Origin of the sequence: Winogradskyella sp. A2 (assembly GCF_046762865.1) — a bacterium.
In the GTDB taxonomy this organism is placed as follows: domain Bacteria; phylum Bacteroidota; class Bacteroidia; order Flavobacteriales; family Flavobacteriaceae; genus Winogradskyella.
Genome location: NZ_JBKQXM010000003.1, coordinates 86495 through 109427 on the forward strand (window position 1 = coordinate 86495; position 22933 = coordinate 109427).

General features: G+C 34.0%; 21 protein-coding genes. 11 read left to right on the forward strand and 10 right to left on the reverse strand.

Annotation, left to right across the window (positions count from 1 at the left end; all coding sequences use genetic code 11):
* Positions 1 to 2869: hypothetical protein (locus ACFWV9_RS06300; protein WP_411894395.1), on the reverse strand; the 2869-nt coding region annotated here is incomplete at its 3' end.
* A gap of 401 nt (positions 2870 to 3270) precedes the next feature.
* On the opposite strand from ACFWV9_RS06300, the gene ACFWV9_RS06305 reads away from it, so the two are divergent.
* Positions 3271 to 3870: a YdeI/OmpD-associated family protein gene (locus ACFWV9_RS06305; RefSeq protein WP_411894396.1), complete on the forward strand. Its 600-nt coding sequence runs from the start codon at positions 3271 to 3273 to the stop codon at positions 3868 to 3870.
* 48 nt (positions 3871 to 3918) lie between these two features.
* Here ACFWV9_RS06305 and yajC read toward each other — a convergent pair whose 3' ends face one another.
* From yajC to ACFWV9_RS06325, 4 genes are all read right to left on the reverse strand, one after another.
* Complete coding sequence (gene yajC / locus ACFWV9_RS06310; protein ID WP_411894397.1) at positions 3919 to 4212, reverse strand: preprotein translocase subunit YajC; 294 nt, start codon at positions 4210 to 4212, stop codon at positions 3919 to 3921.
* A gap of 10 nt (positions 4213 to 4222) precedes the next feature.
* Positions 4223 to 4771, reverse strand: coding sequence for a DUF1573 domain-containing protein (locus ACFWV9_RS06315; RefSeq protein ID WP_411894398.1), 549 nt, complete (start codon positions 4769 to 4771; stop codon positions 4223 to 4225).
* A gap of 109 nt (positions 4772 to 4880) precedes the next feature.
* Complete coding sequence (gene nusB / locus ACFWV9_RS06320) at positions 4881 to 5825, reverse strand: transcription antitermination factor NusB (protein WP_411894399.1); 945 nt, start codon at positions 5823 to 5825, stop codon at positions 4881 to 4883.
* A gap of 89 nt (positions 5826 to 5914) precedes the next feature.
* On the reverse strand, positions 5915 to 7018 hold the full coding sequence (locus ACFWV9_RS06325) for a Glu/Leu/Phe/Val family dehydrogenase (RefSeq protein WP_411894400.1): 1104 nt from the start codon (positions 7016 to 7018) through the stop codon (positions 5915 to 5917).
* Positions 7019 to 7153: 135 nt separating this feature from the next.
* On the opposite strand from ACFWV9_RS06325, the gene ACFWV9_RS06330 reads away from it, so the two are divergent.
* The 3 genes from ACFWV9_RS06330 (at position 7154) to ACFWV9_RS06340 (ending at position 11958) form a co-directional block, all read left to right on the forward strand.
* Positions 7154 to 8911: an ABC transporter ATP-binding protein gene (locus tag ACFWV9_RS06330; protein WP_411894401.1), complete on the forward strand. Its 1758-nt coding sequence runs from the start codon at positions 7154 to 7156 to the stop codon at positions 8909 to 8911.
* A 58-nt stretch (positions 8912 to 8969) separates the two neighbouring features.
* A complete protein-coding gene (locus ACFWV9_RS06335) occupies positions 8970 to 9362 on the forward strand; it encodes a PUR family DNA/RNA-binding protein (protein ID WP_411894402.1) in 393 nt (130 codons plus the stop codon).
* Positions 9363 to 9447: 85 nt separating this feature from the next.
* Positions 9448 to 11958 (forward strand): M14 family zinc carboxypeptidase, encoded by a 2511-nt coding sequence (locus tag ACFWV9_RS06340; protein WP_411894403.1) that lies wholly within the window; start codon positions 9448 to 9450, stop codon positions 11956 to 11958.
* A gap of 29 nt (positions 11959 to 11987) precedes the next feature.
* Here the strand turns inward: ACFWV9_RS06340 and ACFWV9_RS06345 are convergent, their stop codons facing one another.
* Positions 11988 to 12323: a tRNA-binding protein gene (locus tag ACFWV9_RS06345; protein ID WP_411894404.1), complete on the reverse strand. Its 336-nt coding sequence runs from the start codon at positions 12321 to 12323 to the stop codon at positions 11988 to 11990.
* Positions 12324 to 12359: 36 nt separating this feature from the next.
* On the opposite strand from ACFWV9_RS06345, the gene ACFWV9_RS06350 reads away from it, so the two are divergent.
* Together ACFWV9_RS06350 and ACFWV9_RS06355 are read left to right on the forward strand one after the other, a co-directional pair.
* On the forward strand, positions 12360 to 12914 hold the full coding sequence (locus ACFWV9_RS06350) for a thioredoxin family protein (RefSeq protein WP_411894405.1): 555 nt from the start codon (positions 12360 to 12362) through the stop codon (positions 12912 to 12914).
* Positions 12911 to 13435, forward strand: coding sequence for a GNAT family N-acetyltransferase (locus ACFWV9_RS06355; protein ID WP_411894406.1), 525 nt, complete (start codon positions 12911 to 12913; stop codon positions 13433 to 13435). Before ACFWV9_RS06350 ends, ACFWV9_RS06355 begins: the two co-directional genes overlap by 4 nt.
* Before the next feature lie 71 nt (positions 13436 to 13506).
* Here ACFWV9_RS06355 and ACFWV9_RS06360 read toward each other — a convergent pair whose 3' ends face one another.
* Together ACFWV9_RS06360 and ACFWV9_RS06365 are read right to left on the reverse strand one after the other, a co-directional pair.
* The gene (locus tag ACFWV9_RS06360) at positions 13507 to 14232 is read right to left on the reverse strand and encodes an energy transducer TonB (protein ID WP_411894407.1); all 726 of its coding nucleotides are present in this window, start codon (positions 14230 to 14232) and stop codon (positions 13507 to 13509) included.
* A 92-nt stretch (positions 14233 to 14324) separates the two neighbouring features.
* Entirely contained in the window at positions 14325 to 16475 is a 2151-nt protein-coding gene (locus ACFWV9_RS06365; protein WP_411894408.1) for a TonB-dependent receptor, read from the reverse strand.
* Positions 16476 to 16627: 152 nt separating this feature from the next.
* Here ACFWV9_RS06365 and ACFWV9_RS06370 point away from each other — a divergent pair, with 152 nt between their 5' ends.
* Genes ACFWV9_RS06370 through ACFWV9_RS06380 form a run of 3 tightly spaced genes read left to right on the forward strand, consistent with a single transcriptional unit; the run spans position 16628 to position 18478 of the window.
* Positions 16628 to 17308: a lysoplasmalogenase gene (locus tag ACFWV9_RS06370; protein ID WP_411894409.1), complete on the forward strand. Its 681-nt coding sequence runs from the start codon at positions 16628 to 16630 to the stop codon at positions 17306 to 17308.
* 38 nt (positions 17309 to 17346) lie between these two features.
* Entirely contained in the window at positions 17347 to 17841 is a 495-nt protein-coding gene (locus tag ACFWV9_RS06375) for an RNA polymerase sigma factor (protein ID WP_411894410.1), read from the forward strand.
* 4 nt (positions 17842 to 17845) lie between these two features.
* Entirely contained in the window at positions 17846 to 18478 is a 633-nt protein-coding gene (locus ACFWV9_RS06380) for a hypothetical protein (RefSeq protein WP_411894411.1), read from the forward strand.
* A gap of 2 nt (positions 18479 to 18480) precedes the next feature.
* Here ACFWV9_RS06380 and ACFWV9_RS06385 read toward each other — a convergent pair whose 3' ends face one another.
* Together ACFWV9_RS06385 and ACFWV9_RS06390 are read right to left on the reverse strand one after the other, a co-directional pair.
* The gene (locus tag ACFWV9_RS06385; protein WP_411894412.1) at positions 18481 to 19281 is read right to left on the reverse strand and encodes a lysophospholipid acyltransferase family protein; all 801 of its coding nucleotides are present in this window, start codon (positions 19279 to 19281) and stop codon (positions 18481 to 18483) included.
* Between the two features lie 48 nt (positions 19282 to 19329).
* On the reverse strand, positions 19330 to 19971 hold the full coding sequence (locus tag ACFWV9_RS06390) for an NUDIX hydrolase (RefSeq protein WP_411894413.1): 642 nt from the start codon (positions 19969 to 19971) through the stop codon (positions 19330 to 19332).
* A 2-nt stretch (positions 19972 to 19973) separates the two neighbouring features.
* Here ACFWV9_RS06390 and ACFWV9_RS06395 point away from each other — a divergent pair, with 2 nt between their 5' ends.
* Together ACFWV9_RS06395 and ACFWV9_RS06400 are read left to right on the forward strand one after the other, a co-directional pair.
* Positions 19974 to 20681, forward strand: coding sequence for a peptidylprolyl isomerase (locus tag ACFWV9_RS06395; protein WP_411894414.1), 708 nt, complete (start codon positions 19974 to 19976; stop codon positions 20679 to 20681).
* Between the two features lie 61 nt (positions 20682 to 20742).
* Entirely contained in the window at positions 20743 to 22887 is a 2145-nt protein-coding gene (locus tag ACFWV9_RS06400) for a M3 family metallopeptidase (RefSeq protein ID WP_411894415.1), read from the forward strand.
* Positions 22888 to 22933: the final 46 nt, after the last annotated feature.

Below are 22933 nucleotides of genomic sequence, written 5' to 3' on the forward strand. Positions count from 1 at the left end.
CCCCCGTAACGTTGTTCTCAACGGTACCATCTCCCCAGTCTATGCTGTAATCGTAAACATATCCAGGGTTGGTGGGGATGGTAATACTCACATTAGATGCACCAGTTTGCCAGGTTGTGATGAAGGGTGATTGGGGTAGTGTGACATTAACATCATCTATTGCGGATGCTGTACATCCATTACTATCTGTAAAAGCATATGTAATGGTATAAGTTCCGACACCAGCTAAAGCAGGGTCAAAACTATAAGTTGTACCATTACCGTCATCGGTTACTCCAGTACCAGAATAAACTCCACCAGAGGGCGTACCTCCTCCTTGTGAAGTTTGTATGCCAGTATCTGAAGGTAAATCTGCTAATGCTGTAAAGGTTACAGTTGGTAATGCATTAATAGTTAAAGACACAGCGGTTCTTGCACTGCTCGTACAACCAGTGGCTGTGTTTCTGGTTTCAGCATAATAGGTAATGTTACCTGCTCCAGTAAGGCTAGGATCTGCCACTAAAACACCATCTGTAGCCTCAGAGTACCAATCTACAGTTTCTCCTGTATTAACCGTAGCCGTTGTTGTTAATGTCTGACCTGAATTACATTCCACTTGGTCTCCACCTGATATGGGAAGATCAAGGATAGGACAGTCGCAAAATTTAAAGTTGTCAATAGCCAAATATTGAAATGCACCTCCTAGCTCAATTTCTAATTCATCAATAACAGTTAGTGAGTAATCCGTACCACCTTCGGTAGTGGCATCCCAAGTAAAAAAGCCTTTCTCTGGACCTATGAACGTTGGAAATCCAGAGCTTTTTATAACCTCGAATTGTTGTACGCCATCGAGTTTTCCACGAACTGTTAATGTGCCATCGTTAGTAGGATCTGTACCATCTAAAATGGACGACACATAGAATGCCATACTGCCTAAAAACATAAAACTTGTGTCGGTTATAGAAATTGAATAGACTTTACCAGTACCTTGGTCATTAACATTGTCTAAAAACCGATCTGATGCGCCTGCTCCTGCCCCTGTAAACTCAACCACACTAAGATTGGCAGAACCGGTTGTAAAAGGTGTTATATTGGTTGTCCAGGCAAAAGTATCGTCACTTAAAGATTCGAAAGTTTCAACATCGCAGGTTGAAACGATATGCACTTCACCTGAAGTAAATGGATCGGGTGGTGTATTGCCCGATATATCTTGAATATTGGTAAAGCCCTTAAGGTCTAAACGCAGAGACCCTTCACCAGAAATGGTATTGATATTTACGGTATATGCATTACCAGAGCCTGTTAATGAGGCAATAGTCCCTACGGCTGATCCTGTGGTGGTTAAAATAAAATCATCTGAAGAAACGTTAAGGGCGACTTCATTAAAAACAACATCGAAACTTACTGCTGTGGATACTGCTACTGGATTTCCAACCAAGTTTATTGATTGTACAATAGGCGGCGCTGCTGCCGTTACCTCTTCACAATGTTCAAAATTATCAAAGGCGATATAGTTAAATGCGCCTCCCATTGTAATTTTTAATTCGTCAATATTGGTTAAACTGTGATCTGTTGCACCTGCTGTTGCAAAATCTATTACTGAAAACCCATTATCTATACCTGCAGCTGTTGTTGGGAACCCTGAATTTTTTGTAATAGTATATAATGTAGATCCTGAAAGTTTACCTTCAAAAACTATTGAACCATCATTGGTAGGACTTGTACCGCCATTAGAGGACAGAAATACTTCCAAAGATTCAACGGTAAATAATTCTGGTCCAGGTGTTGAAATGGTATACATCTTACCTGTACCTAAATCTGTTGCATTTGATAAAAACCGATCCGAATCATTAGCTCCGGCATTGGCAAAATTTTCAATATTCAAAGTCGTTGGTGACATTGCAAATAAAACACCATTGCTACTCCATGTGCTAGCGCCTGTAGAAATAGTTTCGTATGTTTCTTGAAAACATCGGGACACGGTATGTACCTCACCAGCTGAAAAGGCAGGAGGTGGTGAATTGCCAACAGCATCTTCAATATCTGTACCGCCAAGCAAATCTAAACGTATAGTACCTTCTCCAGAAATACCAGAAACAGCCACTGTATATGCAGATCCTGAGCCAGAAATTCCTGAAATGGTTCCTGTAGTTCCTGACGTATTGAGACTAAAATCTGTCGTAGTTACATTAAATGCATCTTCATTAAATGTCACTGAAAAGTTAACAGCAGTAGCCGTTGTTGGTGGTGTACCTACAACTGCAATAGATAATACCTCTGGTGGATCAGCTTCTACGACTTCAAAGTCGTAAATGAAGTTATCCAGGGCAATATAATCCGCATTGTTGGTAGTAGAAAAAATGATTTCATCAACTTTAGTTGTTGAATTATCTACTCCACCTTCGCTTGCAAAATTAATAAACGTAAAACCATTATTAGGTGTAAATGTCTGAACGTTTGAAAATCCAGAAGTCTTTGTTATTGTATATACAACTGCACCATCTTTTTTTCCTGTAATCGTAAGCGTTGTTGTTGGGTTTGCAAGAGCTCTTGTTGAAATAAACAAGTAAACACTTGTCATACTAATATCTGCTCCATTAGACGTGGAAATTGTGAATGATGTCCCATCATTTTGAATGGGCAAACCTGAAGAATTATCTATAAATTTATTATCCGGTGCTGACCCATTCCAGCCAGCTCCTGAAACCAACTCAATATCGTAGGTTGTCTCACCTGGCCCATTTGTAATTGTAAATCCTTGGCCATTTTCAGTAAATGTAGTTGAACCTGCAGTCTCATTTTCAAAATTTTCTGTGCCTTGGGCAAATACATTTGAAAAGGAAATTGAGATAAAAAATAGGAAGGCTAAAAGACATGTAGCTCTTTTCATAATAATTGGTTAATTAGTTGGTTTTACTTAATAACATACCATATCCACACATTAAAAATGCTGCAACAGATAATATAGGTAGATAGGGTAAAACGTAATTGTATTTACCTTAACCAAATAAAAATGAACCAATCAAAAAAAATAGCATAGCTCTTTAAAGCCACCTATTACAATAAAAAAATAAAGTGAAATGAGTAATTGTTGAATCAATTGGTAGTTGAATGTTGATTAATAGCAGTTTAAAGCTAGTAAAATTATTCTTACTTTTTTAGAGCGGTAACTTGTTAATCGTTCAATTACCATTATATTACTATGAACTGCTGATATGATATATTTTAAAAAAAGAGTAATTTTAGAAACTTATCTTTAAAAAGTGTACTCAACTAAATGGATTTTACACATTGAAAAAAGTCAATTCCGTAGAAGAATATATAGAGGTGAATCCGCATTACTGTGAGGAGTTAAATATTATCCGAAATATTATTAACCAAACCGAGTTGGTAGAAACCATAAAATGGAGTGCCCCTACCTACACGCTTAATGGAAAGAATGTGGTTGGTTTTTCTGCTTTTAAAAACCATTTTGGCCTATGGTTTTTTAATGGCGTTTTTCTGAAAGATGAACATGGACTACTAATCAATGCCCAAGAGAATAAAACCAAAGCCCTAAGGCAAATGCGGTTTACAAGTAAAGATCAAATTAATGAAACCATTATTTTGGCCTACGTAAAAGAAGCCATTGAAAATCAACGATTAGGTAAAGAAATTAAACCAACCAGAAATACAAAGGCAGTAGAAGTTCCAACAGAATTAAAACGTGTTTTTAAAGCCAATGAAGATTTAAATGTTGCTTTTAAGGCTCTTACGCCTGGAAAACAGCGTGAGTATTGCCAATATATATCTACCGCTAAACGGGAGGCCACAAAACTATCACGCTTAGAAAAGATTACACCAATGATATTACAAGGCGTTGGCCTTAACGATAAATACAAAAATTGCTAATAAAAAAACCCGCTAAATAGCGGGTTTTCAATTTTCTTATTACGACTACTATTTCTTTGCAACAGCAGGTGTATTTAGTTTTTTACTCATTTCCATTGAAATTGCAGAGCGGTCAAATTTAATTTTACCGGCTAAAGTTTCAATGACACAACTGTTGTCCTTATCATTTAAGTCAACAACTTTTCCGTGCATGCCACTTTTGGTAATTACGCGATCACCGCGTTTTAATGCGCTTGCAAATTTCTTTTCTTGTTTTGCACGTTTCATTTGTGGTGCAATCATAAAGAAATACATCACAGCAAAAATTGCAATGAATGGTAAAAAAGATCCTATTCCTTCCATTAATTATAAATTAGTTGTGGTTATGACCTTCGTGACCTGGTTGTGTAGAAGTCTTTGTTGGTGTAGTAGATAATGGGTTGACTGTTGCAGTACCAGCTGGTTTTACTGGAGCATTTGGATCTTTCTGAACCATAGCAGTAATTTTTACAACTTCTTGACCTTTCTCAGTATTTGTAGTCATGGTTAATGACTTAGATACTTTACCGTTTCCTTTACCATTAAACTTTACTGTAAACTCACCTGTTTCACCTGGAGCAACTTCTTTAGTCCAGTTGTTTGGTACAGTACATCCACATGTACTTTTTATATTACTAACAACTAACATTGAATTACCAGTATTTGTATACTTAAATACAGTTTCAACTGGAGTACCATCCATTATACTGCCAAAATCGTGTGTTGTTTTGTCTAATGTAATAACAGGAAAATTACCTGCGTTTGCATCTCTCTCTGCTGCTACCGCAACATTTTCTGTTTTTACTTTACTCGCTGCATCTTCCTTACAAGACGTGAAGGCTACCATACATAATGCGCTAAATCCTAAGATTACTTTTTTCATCACTTTATTATTTAAATTTATGATTCTTTGTGGGTTGCGAAGTTAATAATTATTTCAACCAATTAAAACTTTTAAAGCTCCTTCTAGTCTTATTGTAAGAAAACACTTGCTACATAAGGCCGCGACCAGATTTAAGATATTGATTATTTGACTGGTATTCTTTTACAATTTTGTCTAAAATACCATTGATAAATAAACTACTTTTTGGAGTAGAATACTCTTTAGCGATTTCCAAATATTCATTGATAGTTACCTTATGTGGTATTGAAGGAAACTTTTGGAATTCGCAAAGTGCCATTTTAAGTAGTACGCCATCTAAACTTGCTAATCGCTCTGAATCCCAATTGGTTGTTTTCTTAGCAATTTCTTCACCAAAGCTCGTAGCATTTAATACCGTTTTCTTTAATAAATCAGTAGCGAATTTTTTATCATCTAAATCCCTGTAAAGCTCTGGTAATAATGCAGTTTCGGGAGAATTGTTTTTCAGTTTTCTAAACACTTTAACCAAAGTTGTATTCACAACTGGTAAATCGTCAACCCAAGTTATACGCTTATCTTCAAAATAATCATACAGCTTGTCGTTTGGTGCGATAGTTTCTGTGTAGATATCTAAAATAAATTGTTTATCTGATTTAAAATCATTTGGATTTTTTTCAACATAATCACTGTAAATTTTGCTCTTAAGAATGGCCTTAAAAAGAATATCAACATATTCAGAATCTAAATCCCAATAGTTTAATTTTCTTTTAACAATAGCATCCTGCAACATTTTATTACCGCTAATCAAAGCTAAAAACTGGTTCTCTGCGAATTTTGAACTGTTTTGCTCGATACTATCAGATACCAAATGCTTATTCTGAAGTTTTTGGTGATAATCCTTACTTTTTTTGTGAATTGCTGTAAGTAAGGCTAAAATTGATAAATACAAGTCGTACATGCTATCTATACTATGAAGTAAAAACTTTTCATCTTTTGAAAGATCATCACTTTCATTACCATTAAAGGCGTACATTGATTGCATTACTTTAATTCTGATGTGTCTTCTGTTTAGCATGTTTAAGAACTTCTTATATGGTGTTTAAAAAAGGTGAACCAAAATATGATTCACCTTGCAAAAATACTATTATTTAATTCTGAAAAAAATTATTTAGAATTTTCTCTTTTTCTTGTTTCGATGCGTTCACTAGCTATATTGTACGCTGCATTAAAAGTTGTGAGATTATTCTTTTTCGCATTATCTAAGATCTCTAAAGTAGTATTGTAAATATTCTCAGTTTTCCTAATAATCTCCTGTCTATCATAGTCTTCTAACTCTGCATAAACATTGATAATTCCACCTGCATTAATTAAAAAATCTGGTGCATATACTATACCTCTTTCCTGTAATATTCTGCCATGCTTATTTTCCTCAACCAATTGATTGTTCGCTGCACCTGCCACAATATCTGCTTTTAATCTATAAATGGTATCGTCATTAATTGTGGCTCCTAAAGCGCATGGTGCATAGATATCCATTTCTTCATTGTATAAATCATCACCTTCATAAATGCTAACTCCGTATTTGGAACGAACAATTTCTAATCGTTCTTGATTTATATCTACTATACTAACATCAGCGCCTTCATTTACCAAATTTTCAACTAGAGCCTCACCTACACTACCTATACCTTGAACAAACACTTTTTTATCTTCTAAAATGTCTGATCCATACTTAAATTTAGCCGCAGCCTTCATTCCCATAAACACACCATAGGCGGTAATTGGGGATGGACTACCTGCTCCTCCTTTACTTTCAGAAATTCCTGTGACGTATGGTGTCACTTCTCTTACAATATCCATATCCTCAGTATGCATTCCTACATCCTCGGCTGTAATATATTTTCCGCTAAGAGAATGTACGAATTCACCAAAACGTCTCATAAGTTCTGGCGTCTTTTGAGTTTTGGAATCACCGATAATAACAGCTTTACCTCCGCCAAGATTTAAACCCGTAATGGCAGATTTATAGGTCATACCTCGAGAAAGGCGTAAAACATCATTTAAGGCTTCCCACTCGCTACCATATTGCATCATTCTAGTACCACCAAGAGCAGGGCCCAAAACGGTATTATGAATACCAATTATAGCTTTTAAACCAGTATCTTTGTCATTGCAAAAGATTATTTGCTCATGATTATCAAAAGATGCTTGACCAAAAACAGGATCGACTTTTGACAAATCTTTCGAATCCATAACTTCTGAAGTCATATTGAAAATTTAGATTTAAGACGTTTTGAAAAATGTGTAAAAACAACATGCAAAAATAAAGCAATACCGTAGGATTAGCAAAATATTAACTATTAAATAGGATTAACGTAATACTTTTGACCGACCAAATGCAATATGAAAGCACTAAAGCACCTTAACAAGTATTTTTACAAGTATAGATACCGTTTAATTATTGGTATAATAATTACCATTCTAGCCAAAATATTTGCGCTTTTTACACCTAGATTGGTAGGTGCCTCAATCAATGTAGTTTCCGATAGATATTATGGTAAAATTTCATATGAAATTTTTAAGTCAGAGCTAATAACTAATATTTTACTGTTAGCAGGAGCTGCTGTTATTGCTGGTATGTTCACATTTCTAATGCGCCAAACCATTATTAATGTTTCGCGGTATATTGAGTATGATCTAAAGAACGAAATATACCAGCATTATCAAGTACTATCTTTAAACTTTTACAAATCTAATAGAACTGGAGATTTAATGAATCGCATTAGTGAAGATGTTGGCAAAGTGAGAATGTATGTTGGTCCGGCGATTATGTACACCATGAATACTATTACACTCTTTTGCGTGGCTTTAATTTACATGTTCAGTACAGCTCCAAAATTAACACTGTACACGTTATTGCCTTTACCAATACTTTCTATTTCTATTTATAAGCTGAGCCGTCTTATAAATAAGAGAAGTACAATAGTGCAAGAATCGCTTTCAACACTTTCTACCTATACACAAGAGACCTTTAGTGGTATATCGGTTATAAAGTCCTACGGGATTGAAACTAGAACTAATATAGAGTTTGAAGGTCTATCATCAGAAAACAGACAAAAACAAATCAATTTAACCAAAGTACAGGCCTTGTTTTTTCCATTAATGATTCTATTGATTGGTCTGAGCAATTTAATTGTAATCTATATTGGTGGCTTGCAATATATGAGTGGTGAAATAGAAAATATTGGTACCATTGCAGAGTTTATTATTTATGTTAATATGCTTACATGGCCAGTTGCAACGGTGGGTTGGGTAACTTCCTTAGTGCAACAAGCAGAAGCATCACAAGAGCGCATTAATGAGTTCTTAAATACGGAACCAGATATAAAGAATTTTTCTGAAATTGAAACGCCTATTAAAGGTGATATTGAATTTAAAAATGTATCATTTGTATATCCAGATACCAATATTGAAGCGCTTAAGGATGTGAGTTTTAAAATTGATTCTGGTAAAACCTTGGCAATATTGGGTAAAACGGGTTCAGGGAAATCAACAATTTTAGACTTAATTGGCCGCTTGTATGATGTAGATAATGGTAATGTTCTTGTGGACCAGAAACCTATAAAAGAGCTACATCTCAATAACTTAAGAGAAAGTATTGGATATGTACCACAAGATGCATTTCTATTTTCAGATACCATAAAAAACAATATTAAGTTTGGCAAAGAGGATGCAACTGATGAGGAGGTTATAGAAGCTGCTAAAAATGCCCGAGTTCATAGAAACATTGAAGGGTTTAACAAAGGTTATGATACTATATTAGGTGAACGAGGTATTACCTTATCTGGTGGACAAAAACAACGTGTTTCTATAGCAAGAGCAATTATTAAAAAGCCAGATATCTTGTTGTTTGATGATTGCCTTTCCGCGGTAGATACTGAAACCGAAGAAAAGATACTTAACAACTTGGTTAAACTTACAAAGGATAAAACTACAATAATAGTGAGCCATCGCGTTTCTTCCGCTAAAAATGCCGATTCTATCATAGTATTAGAAGATGGTAAGGTAATTCAGACAGGAAATCATGAGTCCTTAGTAAATACAGATGGTTATTACAAGGAGCTATATTCAAAACAACTCTCCGAAAAAGAAATGCGTTAAATTGTTTGTTAGTTTACATTTTTTTTAGATTTTTGGATAGAATTTAAACAAACGATATATGAGTGATTATGGAATGATGGACAAAGAAGAAATATTTTCTAAAGTGCTTCGCGCTGGAAGACGTACATATTTCTTTGATGTAAGAGCTACTAAAGCTGGAGACTATTATTTAACTATTACGGAAAGTAAAAAATTCACTAATGACGATGGTTCGTTTCATTATAAAAAACACAAAATCTATCTATACAAGGAAGACTTTGCTGAGTTTAGAGATATTTTAGGTGAAATGACGGATTACATCATTAATGAAAAAGGGGAAGAAGTAATTAGCGAAAGACATCAAAAAGATTTCAAAAGAGAAGATGACTTTACAAATCAAGAAGCCAAAACTCCTCAAGATACTGAACCAACTGCTGAAAGTTTTACAGATATCAGTTTTGACGATATTTAGTAGGCACTTTTGTTAAATTAAAATAAAAAACCGTTACTGATAGTAGCGGTTTTTTTATTTTTAGCTTCTAACCAACTAAATAACTATGCTACGAAGTTTTTTATTGTTTTTCTTAACCTCTACTTTACTATTCTCACAGTCCCAAACTGATTTATCATATTATTTACCGCAAAATATTTCTTACAACCCAAGTATCCCGACACCTAAGAGTGTTGTAGGTCATGAAGTTGGTGAATGGCATATTACGCATGATAAGTTGGTACAATACATGTATGCTCTTGCAGAAGCATCAGACAGAATAACCATAGAAAATAGAGGGAACACTTTTGAAGATAGACCATTACTCTTATTAACTATAACTGCTCCTAATAACCATAGTAAAATAGATCAAATACAAAAGGATCATATAAATGCAACTGAGTCCAATAATGCCAATATTGAAAATAGACCTATAGTAGTTTACCAAGGGTTTTCAATCCATGGTAATGAACCAAGTGGTGCCAATGCATCTCTATTAGCTGCATACTATTTAGCGGCAGCAGAAGGTTCTGAAATTAATGAGTTACTAGATAACACTGTTATTTTATTTGACCCTTCATATAATCCTGATGGTTTACAACGATTTGCCTATTGGGCAAATACAAATAGAAACATGAATCTTAATCCAGACCCAAATGACAGAGAATATTCTGAAGTTTGGCCAGGAGGACGCACCAATCATTATTGGTTTGATATGAATAGAGACTGGTTACCAGTGCAATTACCAGAATCTAGAGCACGCATAAAGTCGTTTCATAATTGGTTGCCTAATATCTTAACGGATCATCATGAGATGGGTACAAATGCAACATTTTTCTTTCAGCCAGGTATACCTTCAAGAACACACCCATTAACTCCAAAATTAAATCAAGAATTAACAAAAGAAATAGCAACATACCATGCAAAGGAGTTAGACAAAATAGGATCTTTATACTATTCTGAAGAGAGTTTTGACGACTTCTATTATGGCAAAGGTTCTACCTTCCCAGACATTAATGGAGGTATTGGCATTTTGTTTGAACAAGCGAGTTCTCGTGGCCATATCCAAGAAAGTGACAATGGTATTCTTACTTTTCCGTTTACGATACGAAATCAATTCACAGCTGCACTTTCAACTCTAAAGGCCGCTAAAAACATGCGAACGGATATTTTGCAATATCAATACAACTTCTTTAAAAATGCAAGAAACGAAGCAAGTAAAGAAGGTAATAAAGCTATTGTATTTGGTAACTATAAAGATGCAGCAAGAACCTATCACCTAGCAGAAATTTTAATTAGGCATAAGATTAAGTTTCATAGCTTAAAGTCAGATTTTTCTAAAGATGGAAAACAATTCAAAAAAGGAAATGCATTTGTTGTACCTAAAAACCAAAAAAACACAAGACTGTTAAATGCAATGTTTGAAAAACGCACCACATTTAAAGACAGCTTGTTCTATGATATTTCAGCTTGGACGTTCCCTTTAGCCTTTAACTTAGATTACGCTGAAACTACAACTGCAAATGCTGATGATGTTGTTATTGAATTGCAACATGCTATTGGCGGAGTTACCTCAAAAAGTGAGTATGCCTATTTATTTGAGTGGCATGAATACTACACTCCAAAGCTTTTAAATACTATCCTTAAAAAAGGGATTAGAGCTAAAGTAAGCATGAAACAATTTAAGGCTAACGGAAAGTCTTATGACTATGGTACTATATTAGTACCAGTCAAAAATCAGAATCTTACGACTTCAGAGCTTTTTACATTTTTGAATGATTTAGCCCAAGAAAACTATGTAACAATTGACGCTGTTTCAACAGGCTTAAATGATGGTATAGATTTAGGTAGTCGAAACTTCAGATCAGTTAAACAGCCTAAAGTTGCTTTATTAGTAGGTGATGGTATGTCATCATACGATGCTGGTGAAATTTGGCATTTGCTTGACACACGTTATGACATTATAGCTACAAAATTAGATACCAAAAGATTCAGTCGTGCCGATTTAAGTAGGTACAATACTATTATCATGGTTAATTCAAATTCAGGTTTAAATGATAATAACACCAAAAAAATGAAAACTTGGATTGAAAATGGTGGTACACTTGTAGCCTATAGAAGTACACTTCGTTGGTTAAATAGTAAAGAATTAATGAAAATTGATTTTAAAAAGAGAAATAACATAAAAGCAGAAAATATAAGTTTTGAACAACGCAGTGACTTTAGAGGTGCTCAAGTCATCGGTGGTGCCATTTTCAATACTAAAATTGATAGATCACACCCCATAAATTTTGGAATAACCAGTAATGAATTGCCAATGTTTAGAAATACAACGTTGTTTATAAATGCAGATAAAAACAGCTACAATAATCCAATACAATACACAAAAAAACCACTGCTGAGCGGTTATATATCAGAGGAAAACCTTGATAGTCTTAGTCTTAGCGTACCTTTAAAAATTGGAGGTTTAGGACGCGGTAATATTATTGCTTTTACGGATAACACCAACTTTAGGGCGTTTTGGTACGGTACAAATAGATTATTAATGAACGCTATTTTCTTTAGAGACGAGATGTAAGATTATTGCTTAGATAATTTTTAACTTTTCTAAGTGACTTGCATACCATTTTTTACCTTGGTCTCAGGATTTAGAAGAAAAACATCATCTTCCTTTACAGCACCCATTACGAGGCATTCGCTCATGAAATTCGCTATTTGTTTTTTAGGAAAGTTAACTACAGCTACAACCTGCCGATTCAGTAAATCTTCTTTCTTGTAAAGTGTTGTGATCTGTGCAGACGATCTTCTAATTCCTAAGTCTCCAAAATCTATGGTTAATTGATAAGCCGGCTTACGAGCACTAGGAAAATCTTTAACCTCAGTAATTGTACCAACTCTTAAATCTACTTTTGTAAAGTCTTCAAATGTTATTATATTATCCATTCACTAAATGTAATAAATAAAACTTATATTAAAATAATGGCGTTAACACCTTCTAATATGATGCCCTTAGGCACAAAAGCACCTAATTTTAAATTAGTTGACACAAAAGACAACATTGTAAAAACATTGCACGAATTAAAGGGTGCGTCAGGTACTTTGGTTATGTTTATTTGCAATCACTGTCCATTTGTTATACACGTTAATGAAGAACTCGTAAGACTTGCAAATGATTATTCCTGTAAGGGTCTTAACTGTATTGCAATTTCTAGCAATGATGTTGTTAATTATCCTCAAGATGGACCAGACAAAATGAAACAACATGCTATTGATAACCACTATCCATTTCCATATCTATATGATGAAACTCAAGACGTAGCCAAGGCGTATGATGCGGCTTGCACACCTGATTTCTTTTTATTTAATGGTGAATTAAATCTTGTTTATGCAGGCCAATTAGATGGTTCTAGACCAGGTAATGGTATTCCAGTAACAGGAGAAGATTTGCGATCTGCAATTGACGGATTAGTTAACAATACACCTATTAGAGAAAATCAAAGACCAAGTATGGGTTGTAATATTAAGTGGAAATGAATATTAGGATTGAAACTGAACGCCTAATCTTAAGGCCAATACAACAATCTGACGACAAGGATTTTTTTGAATTAGACTCCAATCCTAAAGTTCATAGGTTTTTAGGAAATAATCCTGTTAAATCAATACAGGAAAGTCAAAAGCAAATTGCTAATGTATTGCAACAATATGAAGATTTCGGATTGGGTAGGTTGGTAGTGATTTCTAAATCTACAAATGAATTCATTGGCTGGTCTGGCTTAAAATTTGAGCGTCAGGTACGTAAGGAATTTGATTATTATGATTTAGGTTACAGACTGAAAGAACAATTCTGGGGTAAAGGCTATGCAACGGAAGCTGCCACTGCTTCATTAAATTTTGGATTTAATAAATTAAAACTAAAAGAAATTAATGCCTGTGCAGAAACTGGTCACACAGTCTCAAACCATATACTTAAAAAAATTGGGATGGTACTTGACGGCACTTTCACTTTTGAGGGTTCGCTTATCAATTGGTATTGGGCTAAAAACAAAAATCAATAAATAACAAAACCCCTTTTTCAAGGGGTTCTGTCATCAATCAAATTATTCTAAACCAAGTGTTATAATTTAGTTTATTGTTGTTGTAGTTTAAAGTTAATTGGTATACTGTATGGCACGCCTACTGCCTTATTACGTTGTTTACCAGGTTCCATTTTAGGTAGTAATCCTATAATTCTTTCAGCTTCAGTTTCTAACAACTTATCAGGACCTCTACTTTTTATTTTAGTAACGTTACCGTTTTTATCTATTAGGAAGAATACAAATACTCTACCTTGTATATTTAACTCTGATGCTACTACTGGGTATCTAAAATGCTTGTGTAGGTGTTCTTGCATTTTTTTCTGGAAACAAGCCTTTAATTGGTCATTATTACCTTTACAACCAGGGAATCTTGGTACTTTTTCTATTACTGCAAAAGGTACTTCTATATCTTCTTCTACTTCTTCTACCTCAACATCCTCTACTTCAACAACATCTTCTATAATATCATCTTGTCCAATTTCTGTACTTTCTACCACAGTTTCCTCAACATCATCAACATCATCAACGACTTTAATAGATTCTGAAACTATGGCCTTTGGAGGAGGAGGAGGTGGTGGGATGTTAATAGTAGTAATTGGAATATCTTCTTCTAATTGATCTGTTAACATTAAGATATCAATCTTAGTACTCGATTTGTCGTAAGTCTTATGTTCTAGTCCTAAATACGTTAAAACTAACATTACGTTTAAGCCAACAGCAAAATATAAACTGCTGTTTCGACCTACATTGGCTTTTGGGTTCTTTTTGAGTTCCATGACGTTTAATTTTATAATATAAAGTTAATCATCATATGGCGTAAGAATTATGATAAAAGTCATATTTGGACGAAAGACCTCATTTTAAACCACTAGAGATTGTCTAATTGGTTATCTGTACCATCTTCACTTATGGTCCAAAAGAAGCCTACAAAGAAGAATTGATCCGCTGCTGGTTTTAAGGCAAGTCTATCAAATTGACCATTCATATCTGGTGTATTTGAATATTGGTATCCGTTTACATTATTAAATCCTAATACATTATTTACTGAGAAATACAATATTTTTTGTTGATCTAATAAATAAGCCCAATTAAAACTTAAACTATTAAAAGGTTTTGTGCGTTCGCTTAAAAAATCATTGGTGTTAGGGTCTGTATAAGGTCTACCTGAAGAATAACTATATGCCAATCCTATTTGACTTTTCCAGCTATCTACCCAATACTTGCCTACAACAGAAAGATTGTGATTCGTTGCAAAGTTTGGTTGGGCTGCATATTCAAAATTTCTATAATCTCGTTCTGTATCTAAATAAGAATAGCTTATCCAGTAGTCTAAGTTTTTGATACTTGTATTATCTCGCCAGAAAACATCTACGCCTTGAGCATAACCAAAACCATTAGAATTAAAGTTACTATCAAATCCTTCAAACTCAGTATCAAATTTTACGAGGTTATCATATTCCTTTCTATAAGCTTCTGCTCTAAATATCCTGCCATCATTTACATACTGGTAATTAAGTATATAATGTGTTGTTTGCCGTGCATTTAAGTCCTGTTCAAATTTCAGAATGTCATTATTTGGGTTTTGAAAGAAATTACCATAGGCCAAAGAAAATTGTCCGTTATTAGAAACCTTATATGCAAGCGCTAATCTAGGTGCTATATCGGTTTGTTTAAAGATTGAGCTATAGTCTGCTCTTATACCAGCTTTGAGCGCTAAATCTTTAGAGAAGATAATGTCTGCTTCGGCAAAACCAGCAGTTATATTGTTCTTAAACCCATAGTTTTCAGATATTGTACTCTCTTCGAATGTCTCATCAAAATCGGTTAAAAACTGCTCAACACCAAAACTTACTTTAAATCTACTATTGAAACGCTTTTTAAGCTTTAATTTAATGTGTGCGGAGTTTTCTGTATTTGAAATATCACTAGTTTCAACTCCAATATCATTATTAGCAAAAGTATAGCTCAAGCCTGATGTTAGTGTCCAAGTATCAGTCAGCACACCCTTATATGATGTGTTTAAATAGAAGTTATTATTGTTTAAGGCAAATTCTAATCCATCTTCCAAATTGATATCTTCTTGCGTTAATTTGAATTTAGCTGTATCAAAAGCCGCATAAAACTTCAATATACCATTGTTTAAACGCTGTCTATAAACCATTTCTCCTTGTGCGCCTGTATACGGAGTTTCCCAATCGTTTCTATCTTCAAAAATCTCTAAATAAGGTGCAAGATTAATATATGTAGCATTAAAACTTAAAGAAGACTTTTCCCATTTCTGTGTGTTTCCTAATGATGCACCTACGGTCATTATACCAATATCGGTTTTCTCTTGTACAGGTTCATCAATTGTATTTAATAAAAGTACACTAGATAATGCTTGGCCAAACTCAGATGAATACCCTCCTGTAGAAAATGTAATTCCATCAAAAAGAAAAGGTGAATATCTACCACGAGTAGGTATATTATTAGTAGTTGGTGAGTAAGGTGTAAATACTCTTATACCATCAATAAAAATTTGAGTCTCATCTGCACTACCACCCCTTACAAATAATCTTCCGTCTTCAGCTACATTTGAGGTGCCAGGTAAGGTTTGCAATGCACCAACAAAATCTCCCAGAGCACTCGCCGTAGTAACTACGTCTAGTGGTTTTAAAACTGAAACTTTACTATTATCACTGGCTTCAAATGTACCTGCACTTAAGACCACAGCATCAAGAGTTTCAACATCTTCTCTCAATTTAATTTTTAATTTATTTAGTTTTGAAACATCTTCAAATAGTGTTTTAGTTTCAAAGGATAAGAAAGAAATCACGAGAGATTGTTGACCTTCCTCGTCTGTTTTGAAGAGAAATTCTCCATTAGTATTGGTAGTAGCGCCATCATAGGTACCATCTAAATATACATTTGCTCCCTGTATAGGTTGATCCTTGTTATCTGTTACCCTACCAGATATTGTGGTTTGGCTGAAAATACAACTTCCAACTAAGAAAGTTAATAATGTGATTAGCGTTTTCATTGATTGATATATAAAGTTCGATTTTTTGATTGTGATACAAATTTGGGGCATATTGAGGCGTTAATGAATTCATTTTAACCGAACTGTTATAAAAGCAGGATGAATTGAATATCTTTGATTGAACGTACTAAACTAAACGCTAACTTATACGCATGCTGACATATACTGAAAGGCAGTTTACCATACTTTTCTTGATAATAGTTCTTTTTGAATTAATTACAGGTTCAGTGCCTGAATTAACTTATGCACATTATATAGCAAAACCAGCTATCGTTGTGAGCCTTATAGTACTATTCTTTAATAGTTGCCGCAACTTACCTCCTAGTATTAGAAAAGTGACGATTTTAGCATTAGGATTCTCTGTGTTAGGTGATATTTTATTAATGTTTGTTGAGCAAAATGCTCACTTTTTTACATTTGGTTTAATTGCATTTTTAATTGCACATGTACTGTATATTATTGTCTTTTTAAAACATCGAAACCAAAAAAGTTCACCTCTTGGATTTATAGCTCTACTTCTACTCTATGCAAGTGGTTTATTTTATTTGCTAAGGGACGGTTTAGGCGAAATGCTTATACCTGTATTTATATATATGATTGTTATACTTAGTATGGCTACTACTGCATATCTGAGAAAAAACATGGTACCTCAAATTAGTTATGTACTAGTTTTTGTTGGTGCGATTTTATTCTTGGTTTCTGATAGTGCGCTGGCGATCAATAAGTTCTATGCTGAATTGCCATTATCCAATATTATTGTAATGCTTACTTATGCATTAGCACAATATTTTATTGTTCTAGGAATTTTAAAAATAAATGTAACAAACACCTAGGTATAACTACTAATGGTGTAACTAACCAATATCATCAATTGAACAAAGAGCTCGAACATAGTTTTGTTGAACAGTTGCAAAAGCACCAAAACATTGTGCATAAGGTATGCCGTTTGTATACTAACAATGTAGATGCTCATAACGATTTGTTTCAAGAAATAACAATACAGTTATGGCGTGCTTACCCAAAATTTAGAGGTGATTCTAAGTTTAGTACATGGATGTATCGTGTTGGATTAAATACTGCCATTACATTATACAGAAAATCTAAACGTAGAATAAGTACACAGCAATTTGATAGCGTTCAGTTTAGAATCAAAGCTGAAGAATATGATGATACGCAAGAAGAGCAATTAAAGCTCTTGTATAATGCAATTCATCAATTAAACGACATTGAAAAGGCTTTAGTTTTCTTGTATTTAGAAGACAAAGACTATAGAGAAATAAGTGAGACTTTAGGTATTACTGAAGTGAACGCACGTGTCAAAATGAATCGTGTAAAGAAGAAATTGAGAACAATCTTAAATCCGTAAATATATGGATGAATTAGAATTATTAAAAAAGGACTGGAATAAGGAACAACATGAGTTTAACAACTTTGAAGATTCGGAAATATATCCGATGCTGCACAAGAAGTCATCATCGATAATAAAAACTTTATTTTATATAAGTATAGCAGAATTTGCCTTTTGGATTCTGGTAAATACGTTGCCGTATTTTTTATCAGATTCTTATCGTGATAAACTTGATGCCAGTTATGAAAACCCTTTATTTGTTGGGCTTTCACTTTTAAGCTTTGGAGTCATTATACTATTTATATACCTACTCTATAATTCTTATAAATCCATATCAATTACTGACAATGCCAAAAAATTAATGGAAAGCATATTAAAAACCCGTAAGGTTATTAAGTACTATGTTATCTTTAACTTGGTTATGATTTTCATTTCTATTCCATTGTCACTTTATTTTGAGTTTAATCAAAATCCTGAGTTTCATGATCAGGTTGCATCCATGGATTCTGGACAAATGTTAGTACTTTATCTTATTACCACCGTTGTAACAGGTGTAATAATATTAATATTCTGGTTATTCTATAGATTGATATACGGAATTCTATTGAAGCGTCTTAATAGAAACTATGACGAATTAAAGAAACTAGAAGTTTAGACTCACCAATCTCTTAGCTCTTTATTTAAGCGTTCCTTTTCTTCTAATTCTTCACGAGATATAACCTTTAAAAATGAAGGATGTTGCTCAATGGCATATTCAATTTTTTCGACAATCTCATCTATAGATTCATTGTCGTAATCGATCTCCAATGGTTTTTTAATTTCAAATGATTGATAGATATTTTTCTTTTTAATCCTTAATCCTTTTTTATCAAACGACCTTCTAAAACCATCAATAACAATTGGTACAACTATTGGTTTATAACGCTTTATAATATGTGCTGTCCCTTTTCTAATAGGCTTAAAAGGTGTCGTTGTTCCTTGTGGAAATGTGATTACCCAACCATCATCTAGCGCTTTCCCTATACTAGATATATCACTCATCTTAACTTGACGATTAACATCCTTTCCTTCTGACCTCCATGTACGTTCAATACTTATTGAACCAACATATGCCAAAATTTTAGGCAGTAACCCAGATTTCATGGTTTCTTTTGCAGCAACATAATAGATATTGAGTTTTGGATTCCATAAATATCCTATGTTCTTAATAGAATCGTCACGATTACTTAAGCTAGCATTAAATACGTGAAACATGGCAATAACATCCGCAAAATAGGTTTGGTGGTTAGATATAAATAATACATTGTTGTCAGGAAGGTTTTTAATAATTTCTGAACCTTCAATTTGTAAATCATTAAATCCTCTAAAGCGCTGATGTGTTAGGGCACCTAGGACTCTTATCAACCATTTTTTTACCCAAAGAATATGTCCAAAAGGATTGGTTTTAAATAAACCCATATTATTTTTTCAATTAAACTGAACTACAAATGTAACAAATAAGACCAGCTATAAAACTTGTTTTAACAAGTCTTTTAATTCGCTAAGCATCATTGCAGTTGCTCCCCAGACTATATGATCATTGAGTTTAAATGCTGGAACTTCTACTTCAACATTATAAGATGTAGGTACTCTGGTTGTTAGTGTATTCTTCTCATTTAAGAAATCAATTAAAGCTACTTCAATAATATCCTCTACCTCATCCTCTTGTTTTTTAAATCGAGGTATATCTTGTGCTACTGCCAAAAATGGATGTACCAAAAAATTACTTGGAGGTATATATAAGGGTGACATTGGTTTAATAATATTAAGCTTTGAAATTGGAACACCCACCTCCTCCTCTGTCTCTCTTTTTGCAGTTGTCATTAAATTATTATCGCCCTCTTCAAATTTCCCGCCTGGAAAACCAACTTGAGCAGAATGAACACCTTCATAGGTTTTACGCAGAATTAAAACAAAATTAGTTTCAAAATCAGCATTGGGATAAAACAAAGCCAATACACCCGCTTTCTTTGCAGACTTAGCATTAGCTTGCATTCTCTTTGCTAACTCCTGACGATATGGAGGAGACATTTTAGCATGAGAAATTTCGCCAAAAAGCTCAAGATGTTTTATTTTTACTACAGCATCTAAAAACGAATTAAATACCATTTATGAGAATTCTTTTATTAGCAAGTTTAGCACTCATTTTATTTAGTTGTGAAGATAAGCAAACTTCAAAACAAAATGAGACTAGTGTTGTAAAAGATTCTACTTCAACTCAAGTCCCAAATGCCATAGAATCTCAAGAAAAAATCGAAAAAGAATTCCCTGTACTTTCAGATGCAAATGCTATGGAATTCTTCCTTGAGTATGAAAAGGAACACAAAGAAGATAAAGTAAGAATTACAACAGATTTTGGTACAATTGATATTAAGTTATACAATAAAACAAAATTCCACAGAGCCAATTTTATATACCTCACAAAACTCAAATATTTCGACGGTACTCAATTTTACCGTGTAGTAGAAAATTTTATTATTCAAGGTGGTAGCAGTGACGATTATAATATTGCTAAAAGACGAAGAATAATTGGTAAATATCTATTACCACCAGACACAAAAAGAGGATACACGCACAAACGTGGTGCAGTTTCTATGCCTAGTAGTGAAATTGAGAATGCTTATAAATTGGCTTCACCCTATCAGTTTTTTATTGTCCAAAGACCAGGTGGAGCCGACTATTTAGATAAAGGATATACCGTTTTTGGTGAAGTAATCAACGGTATGGATATAGTAGACAAAATTAATAAAGTTGAAACTGATGAAGGCGAATGGCCTCTTCAAAATGTATATATCAGAAAGGTAGAAATTATAGATTAATCAAGAATTCTTATGCTCTATTTTTAATACCTTGCTAACACTAATAAGAAAACTAACAACTATGATACATAAATCAATTAAAGTGGCAATACTTAGCGGTATTATACTATTTGCAAGTTGTAAAAATGACAACAAAGTAAACGAAGAATTAATGACAGATAATTTATTGCTCCAGGAGTGGACAGGACCATATGAAGGTGTACCTGCTTTTGATAAAATGAAGGTAAGTGACGTTAAAGAAGCTATTGAAAAAGGTATGGAATTAAGTTTAAAAGAGATTGAAGCTATTGCTAATAACTCTGATGATCCAACTTTTGACAATACTATTAAAGCAATGGAAAGTTCTGGAAAAGTCCTAGACCGTGTTTTTGCGTACTACGGTATTATGTCAAGTAATGTATCCTCTCCTGAGTTCAGAGAGATTCAGACCGAATTAGCACCTAAATTATCAGAATTTAGATCTAAAATTTCTCAAAATGAAAAGCTATTTCAACGTATTAAAGCAGTTTATGATGCATCACAAGAAACAGCTCTTGAAGCAGAAGCACAACGTGTTGTAGAACTAACCTACAAACAATTTGAAATGAGTGGTGCCAATCTTGATGCTGAAAAGAAAAAACGATATGCTGAGATAAACAAAGAGCTTTCATCACTGTATACTACGTTTGCCAATAATGTGTTGCACGACGAAGAAAACTATGTTACCTATTTAAATGAAGATCAATTAGATGGACTATCCGAGGCATTTATAAAATCTGCTGCAAAAATTGCAACCGATAAAGGCAAAGACGGAACGTATGCTATAACAAATACTCGCTCGTCAATGGATCCATTTCTTAAATACTCCACAAACAGAGAATTGCGCAAGCAAGTTTGGACCAACTATTATTCTCGTGGTGATAATGGTGATGAATATGACAATAATGGGATAATCGCTGAAATTTTGAAACTGCGAAAGGAACGTGTTGGTTTATTGGGTTATGACAACTATGCGCAATGGCGCTTACAAGATCGTATGGCGAAAACACCAGAAAATGCAATGGAATTAATGACGGCCGTATGGCCAGCAGCAATTGGTAGAGTAAAAGAAGAGGTAGCAGACATGCAAGCCGTTGCAGACGAACTTGGTGATAATATTACCATAGAGCCATGGGATTATCGTTACTATGCAGAAAAGGTGCGTAAAAAGAAATATGATTTAGATAGCGACGAAGTAAAGCAGTATTTACAATTAGATAAACTAAGGGAAGCTATGTTTTTTGTAGCTGGCGAACTATTTAATTTCGAATTTACTCCAATCGAAGAAGGTAAAGTACCAGTTTTCCAAGAGGATGTAAAAGTATGGGAAGTTAAAGATAAAATGTCAGGCAAACATATAGGACTATGGTATTTAGATACCTTCGCACGCCAAGGAAAACGTTCTGGTGCTTGGGCAACAACTTACAGAAGCTTCACCTCTTTTGAGGGTGAAAAAACAGTTTTGGCCTCTAACAATAATAATTTTGTAAAACCTGCTCCTGGAGAAGCTGTACTGATCTCTTGGGATGATGCTACAACCTTTTTCCATGAGTTTGGACATGCATTACATTTCTTCTCATCTAATGTAAAATACCCAACTTTAAATGGAGGCGTACGTGATTATACGGAGTTTCAATCGCAGTTATTGGAGCGTTGGTTATCTACCGATAAAGTAATTAATCAATTTTTGGTTCATTATGAAACAGGAGAACCAATTCCGGCTTCATTAGTAGAAAAAATAAAGAAAGCTTCCACATTTAATCAAGGATTTGGAACTACCGAATATTTAGCATCTGCTTTAATGGATATGAAACTCCATTTAGCCGATCCTACAGACATAGATATAGATAAATTTGAACGTGAAACACTCGATGAACTTGGAATGCCAAAAGAATTGCCAATGCGTCATAGAACACCACACTTTGGTCACGTATTCTCAGGTGAAGGTTATGCTACAGCATATTATGGATATATGTGGGCAGACGTACTAACAAGTGATGCTTCTGAGGCCTTTAAGGATGCTCCAGGTGGATTCTACGACAAGGAGGTTGCAGATAAATTAGTTAAGTATTTATTTACACCGCGAAACGCCATGGATCCAGCAGAAGCTTATAGAAAATTTAGAGGGCGCGATGCAAAAATAGAGGCCTTAATGAGAGATAGAGGGTTTCCTGTACCACAAGATTAGAAAAACCTTATATTAGACTTTAAAACGCTCAATTCTAAATCTTTAG

Bases quoted from the DNA above. Each gene is read 5' to 3' on its own strand.
- ACFWV9_RS06335 (WP_411894402.1), top strand. From the start codon at position 8,970: ATGAGTGATTATGGAATGATGGACAAAGAAGAAATATTTTCTAAAGTG.
- ACFWV9_RS06385 (WP_411894412.1), bottom strand. From the start codon at position 19,281: ATGGGTTTATTTAAAACCAATCCTTTTGGACATATTCTTTGGGTAAAA.
- ACFWV9_RS06350 (WP_411894405.1), top strand. From the start codon at position 12,360: ATGGCGTTAACACCTTCTAATATGATGCCCTTAGGCACAAAAGCACCT.
- ACFWV9_RS06400 (WP_411894415.1), top strand. From the start codon at position 20,743: ATGATACATAAATCAATTAAAGTGGCAATACTTAGCGGTATTATACTA.
- ACFWV9_RS06345 (WP_411894404.1), bottom strand. From the start codon at position 12,323: ATGGATAATATAATAACATTTGAAGACTTTACAAAAGTAGATTTAAGA.
- ACFWV9_RS06340 (WP_411894403.1), top strand. From the start codon at position 9,448: ATGCTACGAAGTTTTTTATTGTTTTTCTTAACCTCTACTTTACTATTC.
- ACFWV9_RS06325 (WP_411894400.1), bottom strand. From the start codon at position 7,018: ATGACTTCAGAAGTTATGGATTCGAAAGATTTGTCAAAAGTCGATCCT.
- ACFWV9_RS06380 (WP_411894411.1), top strand. From the start codon at position 17,846: ATGGATGAATTAGAATTATTAAAAAAGGACTGGAATAAGGAACAACAT.
- ACFWV9_RS06355 (WP_411894406.1), top strand. From the start codon at position 12,911: ATGAATATTAGGATTGAAACTGAACGCCTAATCTTAAGGCCAATACAA.
- ACFWV9_RS06330 (WP_411894401.1), top strand. From the start codon at position 7,154: ATGAAAGCACTAAAGCACCTTAACAAGTATTTTTACAAGTATAGATAC.
- ACFWV9_RS06370 (WP_411894409.1), top strand. From the start codon at position 16,628: ATGCTGACATATACTGAAAGGCAGTTTACCATACTTTTCTTGATAATA.
- ACFWV9_RS06365 (WP_411894408.1), bottom strand. From the start codon at position 16,475: ATGAAAACGCTAATCACATTATTAACTTTCTTAGTTGGAAGTTGTATT.
- yajC (WP_411894397.1), bottom strand. From the start codon at position 4,212: ATGGAAGGAATAGGATCTTTTTTACCATTCATTGCAATTTTTGCTGTG.
- ACFWV9_RS06315 (WP_411894398.1), bottom strand. From the start codon at position 4,771: ATGAAAAAAGTAATCTTAGGATTTAGCGCATTATGTATGGTAGCCTTC.
- ACFWV9_RS06360 (WP_411894407.1), bottom strand. From the start codon at position 14,232: ATGGAACTCAAAAAGAACCCAAAAGCCAATGTAGGTCGAAACAGCAGT.
- nusB (WP_411894399.1), bottom strand. From the start codon at position 5,825: ATGCTAAACAGAAGACACATCAGAATTAAAGTAATGCAATCAATGTAC.
- ACFWV9_RS06395 (WP_411894414.1), top strand. From the start codon at position 19,974: ATGAGAATTCTTTTATTAGCAAGTTTAGCACTCATTTTATTTAGTTGT.
- ACFWV9_RS06390 (WP_411894413.1), bottom strand. From the start codon at position 19,971: ATGGTATTTAATTCGTTTTTAGATGCTGTAGTAAAAATAAAACATCTT.